Source organism: Clostridium sp. LIBA-8841 (assembly GCF_057782475.1).
Genome location: NZ_CM173488.1, coordinates 1201090 through 1223072, shown reverse-complemented (window position 1 = coordinate 1223072; position 21983 = coordinate 1201090). Strand labels below are relative to the sequence as shown.

At 29.5% G+C, this 21983-nt stretch carries 12 protein-coding genes and 1 riboswitch; of the genes, 3 read left to right on the top strand and 9 right to left on the bottom strand.

The window, feature by feature from the left end; all coding sequences use genetic code 11:
* Positions 1-24: 24 nt before the first annotated feature.
* From AC2A4K_RS05225 to AC2A4K_RS05205, 5 genes are all read right to left on the bottom strand, one after another.
* Positions 25-1038, bottom strand: a complete 1014-nt coding sequence (locus AC2A4K_RS05225; protein WP_322504022.1) for a FecCD family ABC transporter permease — start codon at positions 1036-1038, stop codon at positions 25-27.
* 3 nt (positions 1039-1041) lie between these two features.
* Complete coding sequence (locus AC2A4K_RS05220) at positions 1042-2055, bottom strand: FecCD family ABC transporter permease (protein ID WP_322504023.1); 1014 nt, start codon at positions 2053-2055, stop codon at positions 1042-1044.
* A gap of 116 nt (positions 2056-2171) precedes the next feature.
* A complete protein-coding gene (locus AC2A4K_RS05215) occupies positions 2172-3116 on the bottom strand; it encodes an iron-hydroxamate ABC transporter substrate-binding protein (protein WP_322504318.1) in 945 nt (314 codons plus the stop codon).
* A 325-nt stretch (positions 3117-3441) separates the two neighbouring features.
* Positions 3442-10077: an NPCBM/NEW2 domain-containing protein gene (locus AC2A4K_RS05210; RefSeq protein ID WP_322504024.1), complete on the bottom strand. Its 6636-nt coding sequence runs from the start codon at positions 10075-10077 to the stop codon at positions 3442-3444.
* A 167-nt stretch (positions 10078-10244) separates the two neighbouring features.
* Positions 10245-10331, bottom strand: a riboswitch (cyclic di-GMP riboswitch).
* Between the two features lie 268 nt (positions 10332-10599).
* The gene (locus AC2A4K_RS05205; RefSeq protein ID WP_322504025.1) at positions 10600-13986 is read right to left on the bottom strand and encodes an endo-beta-N-acetylglucosaminidase; all 3387 of its coding nucleotides are present in this window, start codon (positions 13984-13986) and stop codon (positions 10600-10602) included.
* A 249-nt stretch (positions 13987-14235) separates the two neighbouring features.
* Between AC2A4K_RS05205 and AC2A4K_RS05200 the strand changes: the two genes are divergently transcribed.
* Together AC2A4K_RS05200 and AC2A4K_RS05195 are read left to right on the top strand one after the other, a co-directional pair.
* Positions 14236-14760, top strand: coding sequence for a DUF6143 family protein (locus AC2A4K_RS05200; RefSeq protein WP_322504026.1), 525 nt, complete (start codon positions 14236-14238; stop codon positions 14758-14760).
* Positions 14761-15071: 311 nt separating this feature from the next.
* On the top strand, positions 15072-15692 hold the full coding sequence (locus AC2A4K_RS05195; RefSeq protein WP_322504027.1) for a YdcF family protein: 621 nt from the start codon (positions 15072-15074) through the stop codon (positions 15690-15692).
* A gap of 129 nt (positions 15693-15821) precedes the next feature.
* Here AC2A4K_RS05195 and AC2A4K_RS05190 read toward each other — a convergent pair whose 3' ends face one another.
* Together AC2A4K_RS05190 and AC2A4K_RS05185 are read right to left on the bottom strand one after the other, a co-directional pair.
* Positions 15822-16367: a hypothetical protein gene (locus AC2A4K_RS05190; RefSeq protein WP_322504028.1), complete on the bottom strand. Its 546-nt coding sequence runs from the start codon at positions 16365-16367 to the stop codon at positions 15822-15824.
* Positions 16368-16767: 400 nt separating this feature from the next.
* The gene (locus AC2A4K_RS05185; protein WP_322504029.1) at positions 16768-18381 is read right to left on the bottom strand and encodes a metallophosphoesterase family protein; all 1614 of its coding nucleotides are present in this window, start codon (positions 18379-18381) and stop codon (positions 16768-16770) included.
* Positions 18382-18707: 326 nt separating this feature from the next.
* Here AC2A4K_RS05185 and AC2A4K_RS05180 point away from each other — a divergent pair, with 326 nt between their 5' ends.
* Positions 18708-19223, top strand: coding sequence for a hypothetical protein (locus AC2A4K_RS05180; RefSeq protein ID WP_322504030.1), 516 nt, complete (start codon positions 18708-18710; stop codon positions 19221-19223).
* 121 nt (positions 19224-19344) lie between these two features.
* Here the strand turns inward: AC2A4K_RS05180 and AC2A4K_RS05175 are convergent, their stop codons facing one another.
* Together AC2A4K_RS05175 and AC2A4K_RS05170 are read right to left on the bottom strand one after the other, a co-directional pair.
* A complete protein-coding gene (locus AC2A4K_RS05175) occupies positions 19345-20631 on the bottom strand; it encodes an L-cysteine desulfidase family protein (protein ID WP_322504031.1) in 1287 nt (428 codons plus the stop codon).
* A 303-nt stretch (positions 20632-20934) separates the two neighbouring features.
* The gene (locus AC2A4K_RS05170) at positions 20935-21966 is read right to left on the bottom strand and encodes a LacI family DNA-binding transcriptional regulator (protein ID WP_322504032.1); all 1032 of its coding nucleotides are present in this window, start codon (positions 21964-21966) and stop codon (positions 20935-20937) included.
* Between the last annotated feature and the right edge of the window lie 17 nt (positions 21967-21983).

The window sequence follows — 21983 nt, the reverse complement described above, 5'->3', positions numbered from 1 at the left end:
TTTAATTATTAACACTCAAAAAATTTATTCTGATAACATTAAATAAATAAAATATGGAACACCTATTATGGATACTATTATTCCTACTGGCATTTCCATTGGCGCAATTAAATTTCTAGCTATAGTATCAGATACTAACAATATTAAACTCCCAATAAGAGCCGCTGTTGGAATTAATTTTTTATGCTTAGGTCCAACCAGCTTCCTTGCAATATGAGGAGAAACTAGACCTAAGAATCCTATGCTACCGGCTACAGATGTTGCTACTCCTGCTAATATAACAGCATATATTATTAGTTTTCTTCTTTCCTTTTCAACCTCTATGCCTATTCCTGTGGCAACTTCATCACCTAAATTTAATCCATCTAAATATCTTGATTTATATATAGTTAAAGCCATAAATATAATTATGAATGGTAGTATTGCTAAAACATATTTCCAGCTTGCTCCCCATATACTTCCTGATATCCAAGCCATAACCCTATTAAATTCTTGAGTAGTAAATCTTAATTGAAATATTGTTAATAATGATGTAAAAGCTATATTTATTCCTATACCAATTAATAATAATCTTGATGAATTTATTCCATCTTTCCATGCTAATATGTAAATTAAAAATGCCCCAAAAATTGCTCCACCTAAAGCCACTATAGGCATAGTAAATATAGTTAAATTGCTCACTCCATCATATACATTTCCATTCATTATGTACATATAAATTACAACAAATAAAGCAGCACCTGAATTTATACCAAGTATTCCAGAATCAGCTAAATCATTTTTTGTAACCCCTTGTAAAATAGTTCCTGCTGTAGCTAAAGCTGTTCCTACTAATATTCCTATTAGTATTCTAGGCAGTCTTAACTTAAAGATAGCAATTTCATTACTTTTAGTACCTTGTCCAATTAATGTTTTAATGACTTCACTTGGTTCTATTGATAATGAACCCATGTTCAAACTTATTAAGAAGGTAATAAAGATTAATCCTATTAAAATTCCCGTAACTAAAATAAATCTATGATTCTTTTTTATATTCATAATTTACTTACCTTCCTTTCTAACTAGGTATATAAACACAGGAACTCCTAATAAAGCCGTTAAAGATCCTATTGGTGTTTCATAAGGAGGATTTATAACTCTAGCTAATATATCACTGTATACTAATAAAACAGCTCCTAATATCATAGAACTTGGTATTATATATTTATAATCTGATCCTACTATTGCCTTACATATTTGAGGAACTATTAAACCTACAAAGACAATATTACCGGCTACAGAAACAGAGGCTCCAGTTAAACATATAACTATCATTATAGCTATAAATCTTACAAGATTAGTTTTTTGCCCAAGACCTATAGCCACTTCTTCTCCTAAACTTAAAATTGTTATTTTAGGTGATATAATCATAGCTCCAATAAAAGCTATTCCTCCAACTAAAGCTAATAAGATTACACCTTCCCACTTAGCACTAACTAATCCTCCTGATACCCAGAAACTTAATTGTTGAGATAAATTAAAATACATTGATATACCCATAGCTAAAGATATAAGTAAAGTTCCTAAGGCTGTACCTGCAAGAGCTAACTTTACAGGATCAACTTTTCTAGAGGATCTTGAACTTATGAAATATACTAAAAGACCGCTTATACTAGCCCCTAAAAAGGCAAATATCATAAGGGCAAAGCTATTTATTACTAAATTAGGATATATTCTTTGAAGAACAAATGCCACAGCTATCATAAATGTAGCACCTTGAGTTATTCCCATTACAGAAGGCTCTGCAATTGGATTCCTAGTTATTCCTTGCATAATAGCGCCAGCTACAGCTAAAAAACCACCTACTAAAGCGGCCGCAAGAGCTCTAGGTATCCTTACATCTCTAATTATCTTAATATTTACATCTGCATCATTTGTGAAAATAGACTTTATTATCATAGAGAAATCAATATCCTTTGCTCCTATAGATATGGATAAAATAATTCCACTAATCAAAAGTACCAGCCCTATAGCCATTAGCCAATAAGCTAAAGTCTTTTTCTTTTGTATTTTCATAAGTTGTCCTCCTTAAAGTATCACCTGAGTTAAATAATTATTTTACTAAAAATCTTCTACTAAAATTCAAATAGTAGGTGCAAAATTTTAAATCTTACACCTACTAAAAATATGTACTATTTTACAAGCTCATCTTTAATTGATTGTAATAAAAGTTCTCTTCCCATTGGGTTGTAAGCCTGAGTAAAGTATGGACTTACATCAAGCATTGTTACATTTCCATCCTTAACCGCTCTCATTTCTTTCCAAACACTACTTGACTCTAAGTTAGCCTTATCTGACTCTGTTCCTAAAACTATTATGTGATCTGCATCTATTTCAGTAAGTCCTTCAAGAGTAACTGTAGGTAATGTTATACTATCTTGTTTTGGCATTTTACTTGGTTGAGGTAATCCCATATCATCCTTTAAGATTGTTCCTATTCCACCTTCAGTAAATACCATAAATTGTCCTGAATTAGCTAAAACAGTTAAGTAAGTTCCATCTCCATTTGCTTTCTTAATTTCATTTCCTACTTCTTTTGCTTTTTTATAGTAATCATCTAACCACTTTTGAGCTTCATCTTCTTGATTAAATAACTTTGCTATATCTTTAAACTTGGCTTCCCAGTCATTTGAATTATCATTAATCACAACCACTGGAGCTATTTCTGCTAATTGATCATATATTTTTTCTTGTCTAGGTGACATTATTATTAAATCTGGATTTACTGATAATATCCCTTCTATATCAGCTGTATCCATCATAGAATGACCAACTATCTTTGTATCTTTTAATTTATCTGCCATGTATGATGGCACTTGATCCGTTTTGTATGAATCCACATTTGCTGTAGCCACAGGAGTATGTCCTAATAGAACTAACTCTTCTGTACTACCAGAAATATCAACTATTCTCTGTGGATTAGCTGGTATTTCAACTTCTCCCTTTACAGATTGTACAACTCTTTTTTCCCCATTATTACTATTTCCTTCACTAGTCTTACTACCTGAACATCCAACAAACATTCCAACTGTAAGTACTGCAAGTCCTAAAACTGCTAATCTTTTAAATCCCTTCATCATTTGTCCTCCAACTTCTTTTTTGATTCTCGTTAATATATATTAATGATATTCAATATCATTTAAAACACAAATTTATTATAGCATCTAATCTTATTTAGTCAATATATTTTTCTATCATTCCAAAATTTAACAATATAACTAAAGTTATTTGATATCTTTCCATATCTAAAATAAAACTCTCTCTTTTCTTATAAATCACTAAGAATAAAGTATTTCACTAAATCTTAAATTAAGTATAAAAACTTCTAAAAATCAATACGACTAAAAATAAATAGAAGTATAAAGGATTATCTCCTCTACACTTCTATCTATATAATAAAATTTATTCTACATAGTAAAGTTTTGTATCTCCAAAAGTAGCATGGTCTGAACCATTTCCATTGCCACCATCTGTAACTATAATCTTAAGCTCTTTTGCTCCCTTAAGATTTACTTCTATATACTTTTGAGTAGAAGTAGAATTCATTAATCCACTATCATACACTTTCTTATTATCAAGCCATACTTCAAAAGTTACTGATCCAACAGTACCATACATTTGTCTATCAACTCCAACATAACTTGAGAAATAACCATAATTTCCTTTAGTCAAATCATATTTTATTGTTGATGTTGAATGTGTTCCTATACCTTTTTCATAAGTTACACTTTGTCCATTTTCATCAGTTAATCTTAATGGATTACCACTTACTGATATATCCTTATTAGCTTTTGCATAAGTATTATTTGCTGATATCCAATCAATATCACTTAAATATGTGCTATTTTTCATATCAATTACTTTAATTGTTCTTGTTGCTTCAGTAGTATTTCCATCTGAATCTTCTACAGAGTAAGTTACTCTATAGATACCAGCTTTATTAAAGTCTACATTTCCTCCAATAACAACCTTTGAAGTTAAATCTCCATCTTCAACATCTGTAGCTGTATATTTCCCAGTTATGCTCTCTAATGGTTGCCCTACCTTTGTCACTGCATCCTCTTCAACCTTTAAAACTGGTTTAGAATTCATAACTAATAATTTAGCATCTGCAAAGTCTGCATGGTCAGAAGAATTTCCATTTCCTCCATCATTTACTACTAACTTCAATTCCTTTGCTCCTTTAGTTTCAACAAATACATCCTTTTCTAGATCTCCAGATTTCATCATGCCACTATCATATACTTTATTTCCATCTAAATATACTTGGAATATTACTGATGAAGCTGAGTTACCTGAAACTTCTTGGTCTACTCCAACTTTAGCCATAAAATATGAATAATCTTTTCCACTTAAATCATAGACTATTTCTGAATTTGAGTGTGTTCCAATTCCTTTGTCATAACTCTTATTTTCATCTGTTCCTTTTAAAGTTAATTTGTTTCCTTGAACACTCTTATCTTTTTGTACAGTTCTCCATCCTGATGTAGCTTTTGTCCAGTCAATATCACTTAAATACTCTTCTTCTGTTGTTACAATAACACGTCTTTCCTTAGATGTCTTACGTCCTGAGCTATCAGTTAATTCATAAAGAATTTTATAAACTCCAGCTTTGGAAGTGTCAACATTATTTTCTTTAACAACAATCTTATCAGTTATATTTCCATCTTCATTATCTATTCCTCTAACACCGTTCATTGCATTAAAGCTATCTTTAATATGAATTATTGTGCTATCTTCAACCTTTATTTCAGGTTTCTTAGAAATTAAATCCTTAGCCTTTTCAACGTCTTCTTTGTAGTAATCTTTTAATTCATAGTTCTCAAGCTGATTTTCTAGTTCGTTTATTTTGCTTATATCTTTATATTGTTCTTTTAATTCATTTTTAGATGAATCAACAAACAAATCATCTAATGTAGCTCTTAACTTATCTTCTTTATACATGCAGAATTCTGATGCACTTGCCCAGCCATCTTTAGCATTTTTAAATACAAATTTAAATCTCTTTGCTTTAGTTGGAGTGAATTTTATTTCAACAAAATCTCCAGTGTTTCCACTATAAGAACCTTCAGCTACTTTTCTAAAAGTATTTCCTGGCTCAGTATTTGAAGCATATAATTCATACTCAAGTGGGAATCCCTTTCCTCTTGCTCCATCCTGTCTAGTAGCATATACTAATCTATCTACAACATCATTACCATTTTCCATAGTTAATATAACTTCATTAGTAAAGTTATCACTATTTGGAGTATCTGTTTCCCAATGAGTATTTCTATTTCCATCTATTGCTTTATCTATAGAGCTTGAACCATACTGTCTTCCATTGTTACTGATAGCCACTATATTTTCTTTATATTTTTTATCATATTTAGGTAAGCTTTCATTGTTTAATAGATTAAACTTGCTCATTGTTGAAATTGTATTTAAATCTGTGTTGTTTACAACAAGCCCTTTAGCTTCAGCTTCTATTTTATTGTCAGCCTTTGAAGTAGCTATTATTTTAATTTCACCATCATATGCCACTCCTGTTCCTTTTAAGACACCATTTTCATCTATTGTTACATACTCGTCTACAGGTTCATTAGTTTTTGCATCAACAACTTTCCACATAACATCTTTATCAGTAGCATTTTCAGGATAAATTTTCGCATCTAAGTCAATACCTTCTCCAATTGTGTTTATTTCATATATCTCTTGTGTTCCATTTTTAGATGTAACCTCCATTTTATTCACAGGTATGTTCTTCTCAGTTGTAAATGGACTAAACTCTAAAACGGCCATCTTATTGTCACCAAACTGAGTTTCTAAACACTCAAATCTTATATACCTTGCAGTATAAGTTTTATCTAGTAATATATTTTTACGCTCTTTAACGTCTGCTCTTGGAACTACACCATTATCAACTATTTTTGTAAAGTTTTCTCCATCATCACTTATATATAAATTATATCTCTTAACTTGTCCCTCTGTTGAGTTTCCATTAGCTTTATTATGATAAGCAAATCCATTAAAGCTAAACTCATTCTTCATATCTATTGTTAAATATTTAGTTCCTTCTTGACTAGCAGATTGGAATATATCATACTCTCCTGTTTTTCCATCTACGGCCTTATTAGGTGCATATCTCCAATCAGTAGGTGCACTAGTTTCAGCTGTCCAATTATTCTTTTCTATATCTTTATAAGTTCCTTCTTCAGCAAGCTGTGAAGCATTTGAAGTTATAGTTATTTCATTCATTACCTCTTTGTTGTACTTTGAAGTAGCTACTACCTTAACAGTTTCTACTTTTCCTGTTGAATTTGGTGTTACAATAACATTTTCACCCGATACATCTAACTTAACAGCTTTGCTTTCTTCACCAGTTTTAGAATCAACTGCCTTCCATTCTACTTCTTTTAGAGTGGCACCTATTGGTTTTGTTTTTGCAGTTAATTTTATACTCTCATCAAGTCCATTAATCTCTTTTTTATTATTTTCACTAACTATTTCAATGTTTGATACCTCTATATCCTTTTCCTTATTAATAGGTGAAAACTCTGAAACTGTCATTATTCCATCTTTTTGAGCACTTTGTACACATTCAAACTTTATGAATCTAGCATTATAAGTTTTATCCAATAAAACTTCTTTTCTTCCTCTTTCTGAAGCCTGTGGTATATCCTCATTATCTACTATTTTAGTAAAGTTTTTGCCATCATTACTTATATAAAGATTATAAGTTTTAACCATTCCTTTTCCGTTACTATCACTTGTTGCATTGTAATATTCAAATCCATCAAAGTCTTTATTTTCTTTCATATCTATTAATAAATATGGACTTTCCATAGGATTAGTTATTCCTTTTTTTATTTCATCATCAGTTACCCTTCTTGTTTGAAAAACACCATACTTTGAATACTTTTCATCAATTGCTTTAGGTACTTCCATTCCACTTACTGTTAGATAATTAGTTTTAGCTTCCCAATTACTCTTATCAAAGCCTACATAAGCTCTTTGTATTTCGTAATTAACTGGCTCACTCTCACTTGAAGTAGATAAATCCTTTCCGTAAGCTCTCACTTTATATTCATATTTAGTATTAGCTTTTGCTGTTTTATCTGTAAATGAAGTTTTAGTAGTAAATCCAATAACTTCATCATTTCTTGTTATTTCGTATCCTAATAATTCATCATTAGGTATATCTGAAGAGAACTTTATTTCTGGTTGTCTAAAATTATTTTCTTCTATTTCAGAATTCATAACTGGTTTAGCACTTTCATCAATTGAAGGTCCTTTATAATTTATAGAACTATTATTTAAATACCATATTTTTTTAGAAGGCTTATTATACTTAGCTAACTTATCTAAAGTTTCTTTACTAGCCACAAAACCATGACGTCTGAAATATTCTGATAAATCTAAGTTTAATGCATCAGATGAATATTCAACGAATATATCTCTCTTTTCTTGTTCATTCTTTGGAGATGGTTTTCTTTCTCTATAAAGCTTATTTAAATTTGGCCAATAATTCTCATCATACATTTGTAATTGCCAGAATAATCCTAAGCTCTCAAAGTAATGACCATGCACAAATTCTTCATCTCTTTCATTTGGTGCAACATTTGGATAAATCTCTGATTCATAAGGTATTCTATTATCTATGTTGTTAAACTGTACACCCATATGCATAGGAAGCATATTATTAGTAACCTCTCCCCAAGTGCGTCCATTAGTATCCATTCTATGTCCTATTTCGTGTATAAATCCCCAATAACCACCTTTTATAGAATTTGGATTTAACATAGCACTCATAGCACTTTTTTGAACTCCAACATGATCTCCAGAAGCATACATTGCTCCAAAAGGTTGAGCTAATCTCATATGCTCTTTTATATTTTTAGGATTATTAACTTCACTACTTCCATCAAATCCATAGTATTTAAATAGCTCCGCCATTGTTTGATCCCAGAAAGTTGTAGTCTCACTAGGTTTTACTCCTTGATTTATATATGCATCATAGGCTCCAGTTGTAGTTCCTGATAACGTCATTCTATCCGAGTCAACCTCAGCTATATCAAGAACTTTATTAGTTCCAGCTGCATTGTCTTCATCTAGCTTTTTCTTATATTCCACTAAGAAATTTTTAAATTCCTCTTCATTATCACCCTTTTTAAATAAAGGAAATCTTTGAGCACCCTCAATCCTTATAATAGGTGCTTGTCCCTGTTCCTCTGGAGTATATGGGTTTTCTATGTATATAGACCCACCTGGTTTAGGATTACTCTTATAGTTTCCATCCCTATTTACTGTTGGAACAGTTATTTCATTAATTCCAGTATGTAAATTAACAGTTTTTCTCCAACTACTATAACTTCCCTCATTTTGTGAAAAGATTAATCTTGGCATTGGTTTTCCTGCTTCAGCATTGACATAAACTTTTAATTTATCTCCTGGTAAGGCATAAAGTCCTGTTACTTGGAAATTTTCTCCCATACTAGACATGCTTAAAACTTCACTGCCGTATCTTGCTAAATCTCCATATTGAGTAGCAACAAACTTTGTATTTTCAGAATCAATTTTATTGTTTAATATGTCTTTTGCTATATTTAATCTTGATGCTAATTCATCTTTTAAAGGATGATTTTGAACTTCTTGTTCTAAATTATTTATGTATTCACTATTTTTAAATTCTGGTTTTAAATCTGAATAAGTTTTATCAGTGAATATATTTTCAACTTTATCTGCTAACTCATCATTCTTATAAAATTTAAGTTCTGATAAAGTTGCCCAATTCTGATCAGATTTTTTAAACACAAACTTTAATCTCTTAAACTCAGCTTCTTTAAATTTCGCTTCTATAAAGCCACTAGTTTTAGAATAAGAGCCTGTTGCTACTAATTGATATGTGTCTCCTTTAGATGTAGTTGAACCATATATATCAAATTGCTCTGCAAATCCTTTATTATCACTAGGTCTTGCACCATACACAACTCTACTTAATTTAACATTGTTTTTAAAAGTAACTTCTACTTCATTATTAAAGTTATTTCCATTTGCTCTTCCAGTTTCCCAATAAGTTTTTAAGTCTCCATCTATTGCATTCTTTACGTTTTGAGAAGAATATTGGCCTCCATTGTTACTTATTGACTCTATATTACTTTTATCTATTTCAAAAAGTTTATTGTATTCTTCATTATCTTGTAAATTAAACTTCTCTACTTTAGCTTCTTCAGCTTCGATTTTACTGCTTTTAAGTATTCTTTTTGCATTTTCTATGTCTTCTTTAAAGGAATTATATAAAGGGTGTGTTTTTGCTTCCTCTTCTAAAGCATCTAATTTTTCTACTGTATTAAATTCTTCACTAACCTGACTTAGTGTATCATCTTTAAATAATCTATTCATTTTATCTAAAACATCATCAGGCTTATAAAGCATGAATTCTACAGCACTTGCCCAATCTTGATTTGCCTCATCAAAAACAAATTTTAAACGTTTAAACTCAGTAGGTTTAAATTTTATTTGAACTATATCACTATTTGATTTTGAATAATCTCCATCACATACTAATGTGAAATCATCTCCACTTTCACTTGTTGAAGCATACAATTTAAACTTTCTAGCAAATCCTTTACCCATGGCAGAATCACGTCTTGCACCATAAACTATTCTGTTTAACATCGTAGGTTCAGTTAACTCAATTATAACTTCATTCTTGAAGTCTGTTCTATTTGGAGTTCCTGTTTCCCAATGTGTTTTAAGGTCTCCGTCTATAGCTTTGTTAATTGATGAACTTCCATATTGTCCCCCATTATTAGTTATTGACTTAATTTTTTCTCTTTCAATTTTGAATACTTTGTTATACCCTTCAATGTTTTCATTGTTTAGCAAGTCAAATTTTTTGACTGTAGCATCTGTTGAATTTTCTTCTCCAGTTCCTTGAGTTTCAGTTAATACCGCCTTTTCCTTTTGCACTTCGTCTGCCAAAGTTATGATAGCTGGTGTAGAAAAGCTCGATATTACTGCCGCTACAATAATTAATGAAATTTTTTTCTTTAACATAAGTGTTTTACCCCCTACTTTTTTAGCTGGTTATCCAAAAAGAATACATCAAAAAAGGCTACTCCTAAATGAGTAGCCAAAAATGCATAAAATTACATAGAAATAAGCAAATCATACTTAAAACTATTAAATATTAATAAAACAAAATGTATAATAAATATATACCTTTTGGCAACTGGCTAACATTGTTATTTAAAACTTTAGTCCCTATAGCTTTGCGTCCTTAGATTTCTCTAAGTTTGCCTATTGAATTTTCTGTAAGGAAATAATAGCATATTATTTACAATTTTCATATAAAATTCACTTACTTTTTCATATTTTTATAACTAAGTTAAAAAACAACCCATTTTTTTATTAAATCGCAAATAAAATCCATTATTATTTAATACTTAATATCCACTTGTATACTTTTAAAAATAAACTTAAAATTTCCTATTTTTAAGTTACTACTAAAGATAAAATAAAAAAACTAATGTTATATTAAATAACATTAGTTTTTTTATTTAATAACTATTTTTCACTTTATCTAGCTGTTCTTAAAGTTAATGATTCTTTTTGTGACAGCTCTCCATTTGAATATTTAGCTGCTACTTTAAAGTTATATATTGTATGTCTATTTAACTTTTCAACATTATACTCAGTAACATCTTTTTCAACCTCTGCAATCTTTTTACCATCTTTGTAGATTACATAACCTTCTAATCCATAAGTTGATTCTGGAGCTTCCCATCCTAACTTTACATTTTTTTGTTGAACATCTAAGTCTTTTAGATTTCTTGGTGCTTCAACTTTTACTTCCATTTCAAATTCTCCAAAACCATTATACTTAACTTCATATCTAACAGCCTTTTTACCTGGACTCTTAACTTCTAATATAAAAGAGCCTCCATCCTTATTTACTTCTATTCTATCTAATATTGCAGAACTTTCTCCTGAGCCAACTTTAACTGAAGTCTTTTCTGGAAGAAGTGAATCCATACTTGAATATAGACTTACTATATCACCTTCACCTAATCCTTTTATTTCTAATGTCCCATAGTTTGATGATTCCACAGTAGTTCCTGGCGCTACATATGGTCTTAATTCATAGTTTCCTGGAATACTAGTTTCATCCCAAGCTTCATTTTCATATTCAACGCTCATTCTTAAGCTTTCTTCTTTTCCATCTTCAGCTATAGCATAATAAACTCTTCCTTCTTCACTACCTAAATCTAAATCCTCGAACTTAGCCTCTCCATTTCCATCAATAGTCTTAGTTGCAAAAGGCTCCTCATCTCCTATTGATTTATAAAGATTTACTGTTTGTCCTTCTTTTCCTCTTGTAATAGTTACATAATCCTCTGCTCCAAGATTATTCTTAGCACTTACAAATCTCATAGGAATATAATCAACTTGTTCTGTGTAAGTATCCTCAAATAATTGGAATTCATATATTCTTATTGCACCCCATGGTGAATTTCCTGAATCATCTATTCTTAACCTAAAATGTTGAGAAGTTACTGGCTCTACTAAATTTCTATCAGTAATGGCATCAGTATTTCCTCTTACAGTATCAACTGGCTCATAAGTTTTTCCACCATCATATGAAACCTCTAAGGCAAAATCATTTGTATTAGTATCCTTGGCCTCTCCACCTGCTTCTCCATGCATAACAACCCATCTTTGAACAGTTTTTGGCTCTCCTAAATCAACATTTAACCATCCTGAATAAGCATTAGTCGCACACCATTTACTATTATTTTCTACAGTGCCGTCAACAGCTTTCATAGCAGGTTCTCCACTATTTTCTCTACTTGCTGTTACTGGTTTATTTAATGCAAAGTTAACAGGTTCAGTATTATCTGGAACCTCAGTAGCATCATGAGCTATTCCCCAATCAAAAGTAATACTTTGACCTGTTCCTCTATTGTAATTAACATCAACAGGAACTACTTCTATTTCAAAACTCATTTCTTCTCCATGTCTTTCAAAATCTTGAACATAATAAGCATCATTTGGAGTTGCTCCCATAAGTTCCTTTGATCCATCTGGTTTAATTCTATATATTTCATAGAATGCTAAGTCTTCTTCATTTCCATTCTCTAATCCATTCCAATAAATTCTTGCCTCTGCACTATTAGCATGGTGAACCATTGATTCTTCTAAAACAACTTTACCAGTTTTTAACCCCTTATTATTTGCTTCTGTATCCTCTATAGATAATTGACCTATATTTATATTAAAGTTTTCTATATCAGTTTGACTTTCAAATCCTAAAGATATTGCAGAAATAGTTTTACCAACATGCTCTCCTAAAGGAATTTTAACTTCTGTCCATTCCCCATTGCTATTTTCAGTAACATCAAAGAATGTAAAGTTTTCATAATCATAATTTTCTCCAAAACATAATCCAACTTTCATATTAGGAGCTGAATCTGTTTTATAAACAATTGATAATTCTGTTGAGTCCTTTTCTAAGGCTAAATCTGTACTATAAAGCTTAATATGATTTGGATTTTCAGCTTCTAAATCTCCTTGAATTTTTAAAGAAGAACCTCCATTATAAGCTGTTTTGAAATCAAATTCTGGAGTAAGCTTTGACCCATTAGACTCAACAATCCATCTCCAAGTAGGAAGATATTCTTGAAGCGCTCTATAATTCCACTCCTCATCTCTTGAAACTTCTCCATCTATATAATAATCTTCTCCATGTCCTAAATTAAAGTTTGTTACAAATGGTAAATCATTAACTGCTGATCTATCTGGAACATAGTTTGCTAAACCAACCCAAGAAGAATTAGTATCTGACTTTGAAGGATCTCCTGTTGGTCCAACCCAGAATTTTTGATCATGATTATAGAAATCATAAGCATCTTTAGCCATTGAGAATGTAGAGTTTGGACAATACATAGCCAAAGAAGTTCTAAGCTTATTATTTTCATCTAATAATTGATCAACTCTAAAGTTTGTATTATATGCGTTTTGTTGAACATCTAATCCTGCATAAACATCATAAGGACTTCTTCCTAGCCCTCTAGCTGTATCAACAGTAGTATCAATCTTCCATTTGCTCCAGTTATAATTTAAGAAAAACTGGTCAGTAGTCTTAACATCTCCATTTTGGAAAAATGGTGCATTTCTATCATTTAATGAATCCTGATAAGATACATTACCTGTAGAAACCATAGAATCATACCATCCAATAACTATATTAGGATCTTTTTCTCTAATATATTCAAGCATTTCTATCATTAAATCTGCATCATTTTTATTACATCCATAAGATTCTTGGTTAAAGAAGTATCCATCAAATCCATAATAGTTAGCCATTTCTATCATTTTATCTGCTACTGGGAAATTTCCATTTTCATCTTTTTGAATAAACTCTCTAACTTGCTCAACATGTCCTGCTCCAGTTCCCCATGGGAATCCTATAGTACCTAAAACAGGAACTCCATTCTTATGCCCAGCATCTATTACATCTGCTGTTGGAATTAAGAATATTCCCTTACTAGAACCTCCCCAATAAACATAAGAATCTATATATTGCCAATATGAAAATACATAAGCATTAATTGATTCTGTTCCTTGAACTGGTGCATTATCTGTTAGCGGATTAGTTAAAGCACAATTCATTATTCTAGCCTCTGGATGAGCATTTTGATTTACTATGTTACCCATAAATCTATCTTTTCTTTCAATACTAGCTCTATTATATTTAGCATCTGGATCACTCTCTGGCGTCCAATTTAATAAATCATCAATGCTATACCCTTGTCCAAGTGGAGCTAATGACTCCTTTTGGTCATATGGAGTGTTTTGAGAAGCCTTAACTTCCTTAGGTGCTCCTAAAGTAAATAAGGATGTTGTTACTGATGCTAAACATAGCACAGATAGTAATCGTTTACTCATTATACCTTTAAAATTCATCCTTCCTTTTCCCCCTTAAAACATAAGTTGTAGTAAAAATGTACTACTTTATATTTATATTCTTTAAAAAATAAATTATGCTTTAAAGAAATAAATGCTATACATAATCTAAAGTTTTATTTCAAAATTATTCCTTTTAAATATAAGACTAACTAAACAAAACTAAAATATGTAACCTTGATGAAAACTTAAACATATCATATTAGTGGAAAATCCTTTTTAAAATATATTATAATTTAGGTGATTATTATGCCATGTAAAAGAATCGATAATAATAATACATTAATCCCATATGCTTTATCCCAATCAAGAAGAGGAAACTATTTTATAGGTCAAACTCCAATATTGACTGGAAGAGCTGGACGTGTAATAGGATTACTAAAGAATCCTTCTAATTCAGGGATTAATATTTATTTAAATGCTATAACATTAACTAACCGTTCACGTAATAGTATTTCAGGCTTATTTTATCTTAAATCAAGTGCTTCAGGAAATAATAGTAATCTTGTAAGTCCTTCAAACCTAGCTATCACCCCAGAACCAACGCCTAAAGGAGTAATTCAATATTCAACTAATATTACTCCTCCTATTGACGGTATTCCTGTATTTACTAGGATTATTCAACCATTTTCAACTTTAATAATTGATGGAAGCCAAATTATCCTTGGGCCTGGGGATTCTATAGTTGTTTCTTTAAGAGAAATTAGGAATACTTGTGAAATAAATGCTATTGTTTCCTTTGAATGGTGGGAAGAGAGAACCTCCATTTGTTGATATACAAAAGATGGTCATTCTCTAAAATATTAAAATAAGGCTTTTAATTAAGTTATACAAGGAACATTCATTATAATTAATTCTCTCTTTATAAACTTATATAAAATATTTTAATTAATTATATATGAATGTTCCTTAAAAACTTATTTAGACTAATTTCTCACTCCTTTAACTAATCTTTATAACTTGGTTTTATTAAATTGTAATATTTTTTTCACTTTTAAATCATAACTCTGTAAGTTCTATATGAGAAAATATTTTTAAGGATAAATATTACATTATTAGAAGGTAAAAACAAAGGAAGTGATAGATTGATTAAAAAAAAGATTTTTACTGGAATAGCTGTTGTAATAGGATTGCTTATTGCAGCCTTCATTATTTTTGAAGTTTTTTTAACATATAAAATGATAACTTTTAAAAATATAAGCCAACTTAAGGACGTAGACTATGAAATAATTTTAGGTGCTGGATTAGATGGAGACAAGCCAAGTCCTATTCTTCAAGAAAGACTAGATGAAGGATTAGCGTATCTTAACCTACACCCTGACACCAAAGTAATAGTTTCTGGTGGTCAAGGAAGTAATGAGTTAATCCCTGAAGCTGAGGCTATGAAAGATTTTCTTGTTAGTAAAGGAATTAATCCTAATAGAATTATAGAGGAAGATAAATCTAAATCCACTTTTCAAAATTTAGAATTCAGTGACAAAATTCTTGATGAAAGAAATGCTGGTAAAGATGAGGTATTAATAGTAACAAGTGATTTCCACCTATTTAGAGCTATGGAAATTGCAGATTACTTGGGTATTAAAAATGAAGGGCTTCCTTCAAAAACACCTATAGTCCTTAGAGTTCAATATATGATTAGAGAGTTTCCCGCTATGATTAAATTACTTTTACAAGAGACATTTTTAGATGCTAAAGATATTGTTTAATAATAATCTTATATTTTAAATTAATGTTGATTTTTAGCTACCTCTTAATACATATCTAAAAATCAACAATAGTTTAAAATAAACCTAATAATAAAATAGATAAGTAAATATCAAGTAAAATCTTGATATTTACTTATCTTCTTTAAAATTATCTATTTTTGTCTTTAATATATTTATTTCAGGGCTATTTTCATCAACTCTTTCTATTTTAACTACAATGTATTTAGCTTTTTCCATATCACCTCTTCTTATAGCTTCATTGGCTTTATCTGAAAAATTTTCTATTATATATTCCTTACATTCTTCTATTTCTTTGTTACTCCTACTCCTCAAATCCCCTGATTCATCAGTAATTTCACTAAAAACATCTATGGCATCTGAATATCTTCTTGCTCTTTTTAATTCCAAACCCCTATCATAAAGTTCATTTTGTTCCTTATCAAATTGCATTTCATCTATTTTTTCACATACTATAGTTGATTTGTGATCCATAATCTTGGCTTTATCCAATAATACTTCAGCTGTCTTATACTCTTTATTATCAATAGCCTTATTTGCATTCTCTATAATATTATTAAATCTTTCTTCTGTTAAATTTGTGTAATGCTCAGATATAGCCCATCCCCCTAATCCAAAACATCCAATAACCAATAAAATTTTAATTAACCTCTTCATCTCCTCATCTCCACATTCAAATATATACAAATATATCAATTTATTAACATTTTATTCATCTTCATTATAACACACTCTTGAAAACGTTTATATAGAATTTTTTAAAATATCTATGTTTTGAACTAGTGTTGATTTTTACCTGAAACTGTAAGAAAACTCAATTAAAATTTGTAAGCCTAACCTTCTATTATACTTATATTAAATTATCAGTATTTATTATTTTTTCGCAGTTAAATTTATTTAACCTATATATTATGCCTTCTTAACATAAATCTTTTCTTTTTTATGCTATAATTCTCTATTTAAATAAGCTGAATTAAATATTAATCAAATAAAAAAACAGCTATGTAATTAAATACATAACTGTTTTTTCTCCATTTTCATAATTTAAATTTCTGTTTTAACAAGTAAAGGAATATGCATTTCTAAAGTTTCTATGATTATCTTTTTCTCTATCAACAATAACTACTGTATATTCCTTATTAGGTTCTAATCCGGTTATTTCTTTGCTTCTTTCATTTAAGTCAATCTTACAATATTCTTCTCCATCTAAAACTATATAGGCAGGCTCTATTTCCTTATCTATAAAGTCCTTCCAAGAAATTATTATTTTATTAGGTTCCCTCTCTATTCTAAAAGGAGTATAGGCTGTTTCTAATTCAGCACTTCCTAATACTTTTTCATAAATCTTAAGCTCATCAATTAATAGTTCCTTTATCGCCTCTTCTTTAAGGTTAGTTGATTTTAAAATTCCACTTATAAAAGTTTTGTTTAAAGATATCTCATTTTGACTTTGTTCCTCTTCATGAACCAACTCTCCATTAATATAAAACCTTAATTTTCTTTCATTGCTTTTAGTTACCCCTATTTGGTACCACTCTTCATAATTAATCTTACTCCAAAATAATAAAGTAAATTCATCTTCTCCAAGTGAAGCTATTAAATTTTCCTCTTTAAAAATACCTTTATTAATTAGTTCTTTTAAATTTTTTACTTTTAAAGCTTGTCCTCCATTAATTCCTTGAACAAACTCTCCTTCAATATTAACCAAACTATTATTATAAGATGATTTATCTACTAAAGAACCACCATCAAAATCAATATCTAAAACCTTTGCCTTTTTATAGAACTTAGAATCTAAATCAACTATATAGTTATAATCCTCCATCCATTTATGTTCTCTATAATCATATAAACTTATTTGAACTTTGTCCTCATTAACACTTATATGATATCCAATCTCTCCTCTAGAATCTCCATAATCATTTGAACGAAATCCCGGTACATCAACCATTATTCCATATTCAGTTTTTAAAACATCTAACTTTCCTAATCCATTATGAATATGACCAGTAAACATTATGCATTTAGGATGTTTTCTTAAAACTTCTTTTAAGGCAAAATCTTGAACACCCACATCCCATTCATTACTATTCCAATAAGTATCTCTTAAAGCTTGATGTAAAAATAGAAATACTGGTTTTCCTTCCTCTTCTCTTTCTCCCATAGCTTTATCTAACCAATCAAGTTGTTCCTGTGAAATATATGAACGATCTTTAATATGCCATTCAGTATTAAGAAAAATAAAATGATATCCCTTAATCCACTTATCAAAGTATATCTTTCCTTCTGTTTCTCCCATATATTCTCTATTGTATTTCATATATAAACTATAAGGTTCATTCCAAGTATCTTTCCATCTGACTTGATGATTTCCTATGGCAGTTAAAATATTAAAATCTTTATTATGCTTATCTAATATATCAAAATAAGTTTTAAATTGATATTCCTCACCAGCTTCTGCGAAGTCTCCACAAACCATAATTCCAGAAGATTTTTTAAAATCATTTTTAACACATTCAATTGTTTTATTCCACTTGACACTTAACTCATCTTCCATGCTATCACTAACAATATGAATATCACTAAAAACATCAAACTCAAGTAAGCCTTCTTTTGGAATCTCATGACTCTTATAAAAACCAAAGTCTTTTCCTAAAATCCTATTTACCATATATTCACTCATATAAATCAATTGCTATAAAGCCTATAAAATTATAGCAATCTCTCCCCCCCTTTAATTTCACTCTTTCATAAAATATACATTTCACTTTTACTTTATCCCTTATCTTTAAAATTGTATATTGTCTATTCCTACAAACTGATAAATTCACAACTTTTCTATTTAACTCTTTACTTGTGTTCATAAAAAGTTTATATTAATATAGGATTAGTTAACACTTTATTCAAAATTGTACAATAAAACCTAAACTTTAAGCTGTTAATTATAAAATATATTTTTCATATACAATATTTATCTATAATAAGGAGTTGAAAAAATTGAATACAACAAACAAATTTAAAAACACTATTTCAACATTAATTATGATTGTTTTATCATTTTTAATAATTCGTCTATTACATAATATTTCAAAGGGTATTGTTGGTTTAATCTTTGGAGGGAAATTACAATTTAGTCATGGAATTTCTGTGGTAAATGCTAATTACGGAAACTTTTCTTATGTAATTAATCTTATAATTGGTATTTTAATACCTGTATTATTTTTATTTGCTCTAGTACTTATATTTAATAATTCATTAAGAAATGGCTTATACCATAAGTTTACCCTTATATTTTTCCTATGTTCAGTTTTAAGTATTTCAATATACTTAATATTCTATCCTTTCATTTCATTATTTACTGATCTTGGATTACATACTGAACTAGATGAATTAATAGAAATAACAGGAATAAATCCTTTAATTATCTTACTACTAGCTTTACTAATAGTAGCTTTATTAGTAAAACTAGCTGCAAGAAAAAACTTATTTAAACATATACACGCTTCTAAATAATACAAGACTGTATCACAAGTAACTTAAAATAAAACTTATAAATATATTCCGAGAATTATTAGATATTCTCTTCATACTATTTATAAGTTTTATTATTTAAAGTTTTGATACAGCCTTATTTTTATTTATTATTCTTTTTCTTTTCAAGCATTATGTTAAGTATGGTATCATCAACATTTTTAAATCCCTTTTGAATTAAAGTTTCTATACTTTCAATAGTTTTTTCTACATCTTTAGAAACTATTCCATCATTAGATGTTGCAGATATTCCATTCATAGCCAGGTTTGCACATTGAATTGCTGCGTTTGTTCCTGTAGCAATTTTTAAGGCACAAGTTTCCTTTGCTCCATCACATATCATTCCTGAAAGATCTGAAATCATATTATTTATGCAATAATTTATATTTTCTAAACTTCCTCCAAGTAAATAAGTTATTCCACAGGAGGCTCCTGTTGCCCCTGCAAGTCCTGCACCACATAAAGGAGAAAGTCTTCCCATATGTTTTTTTATTCTAATTGTAACTAAATTACTTAAAACTAAAGCTCTTGCTAATTCTTCTTCAGATTTTCCTAAAAACTTTGCTGTTTGGGCAACTGGTATTGAACAGGCTATACCTTGATTTCCACTTCCCGCAGTTGTCATTATAGGCATTGCACATCCATCCATTCTGGCATCTGAAGCCGCTGCTGAGGCTGCAATTATTTTATTTGATGCATCATTTGAAAATAAGTTGAAGTTTCCTCTTTCAAGTATTTTACTTCCAACTTGAAGACCATAATAACCATTTAGCCCTTCTTCTGAAACCTTTTCATTCATCTTTGCACTTTCTAAAATAAATTTTATATCATTAAAATCAACTTCTTTAACAAAATTGTATATATCCTCTATTCTAAATAATTTATAATCCTCTTCAAGCTCTTCATTGGATTCCTCACTATTATTATCAACTATAACCTTATCATCACACTTAACTAAGGTTACATTAGTATGAATATCTTCTATGATTACCGTAGATTTTGAATTCTCTGAACAAAGCTCTACTTCTATGTAAAGAGCTTTATCAATATCCTTTTGCTTTATATTTATTATATTGCTCTCTACAATTTTCTTAGCTTTTTTAAGTTCATCCTCTGTAAAATTAGATAATATAGTTAACTTCTTATAGGACTTTTGAATTGAGATTCCTAAAGCTGCTGCTATTTCTATTCCAACTCCACCTGTTCCAGGTATTCCAACTCCTAATGCATTTTTTATTACGTTTGTACTTAAATAAATATTTACCTCTTTTATTTCTCCATTTAAATGTTCTGCTGCTATGGATGCTGCATAAGCTATTGCTATTGGTTCTGTACATCCTTCTGATGGCACTACTTCTTTTTTTAGTGTTTTTAAGTATAATTCTCTCATATTCTCACCTTCATCCCATTTAATTTACATATTAATTATATCACTTAAAGAGTTTATATGTAATCAATTACAGAGCTCTTTTTCTATTTATTTAAAAAAATAATTAATAGCTATGTTTTAAGTAAAAAAGGTTACATCAAATTTATGACAAGATTAACGCTCTTTATCATATTACTTGATATAACCATTCTCCACTTCTGTATTCAATTTATATTGTAGTCACTGATCTAAGTTTCTGTATAAACTAATTTTATTTTTATATAATTTATTAAAACCCATTAAAACTTTCATCAATTTTAAAAGTTAATTAAGTGCTTTTCCAAACTCTTTAATTGTAGACTCCCTCTCTAATAAGTTTGTCTCTATTGTTATATTCTTATTTTCACTTTTTTTATTTATTAAATCTAATAATAGATTTATGCTCTCTTTTGCTAACCTTTCCTTTGGTTGCTCTATGGTTGAAATCCCTGGAAAATAATATTTTGTTATATCCATACCATCAAAGCCAAGTAAGGCTATATCTTCTCCAACTTTAAGGCCTTTATCTGTTATGGCCTTGGCTGCTCCCACTGCCATAATATCTGAAATTGCAAATATAGCAGTTACCTCTTTACTTTCTTCTAGTAATTCTAAAGTTTTATTATATGAATGTTTACAATCATATTTACCATACTTTATATACTTTTTGCTTACTAAAAACTTCTCCTCAAAAAGAGCTCTCTTATATCCATTAAATCTTTCTATACTTATTCCTTTGTCATCCTCATCTCCTAATAATATAGCAATATTCTTATGTCCCTTATTAATTAAATACTTTACACCCTTATAAGCAGAGTATCTATTTTCAACCTTTATAGTAGAAATTGAATCTATATGTTCATCAATTAATACATCTGCTGAAGTGAAAACTATAGGAACCTTTATTTCATTAAATAGCTTGCTGTCTACGTTATAAAGCTGAGCTCCTAAAGAAATTATTCCTTTAAGCTTATTTTCCTTAATTAAAGACAACATGCTCCTTATTTCTTCAGTTTCATTTTTATATTCTTCCTGTTGGAGTATCATAAAGTAACCCGCTTTTGAAATTTCTTCTCTAATATAGTTAACAATCTCTGAAAAGAACGGATTATATACTCCTCTCACAAATACACATATATTTCGTGTATCATTCATCTTCAAAAGTCTAGCACTATTGTTAGGAACATAATTATACTCTTCAATTATTTTAGTTACTTTTCTTCTAGTTTTATCGCTTACATCTGAGCAATTATTTATTACTCTTGAAACAGTTCCAACACCAACTCCTGCTATTTTAGCTATATCCTTAATTTGCATAAACTCTCCTAAATCTC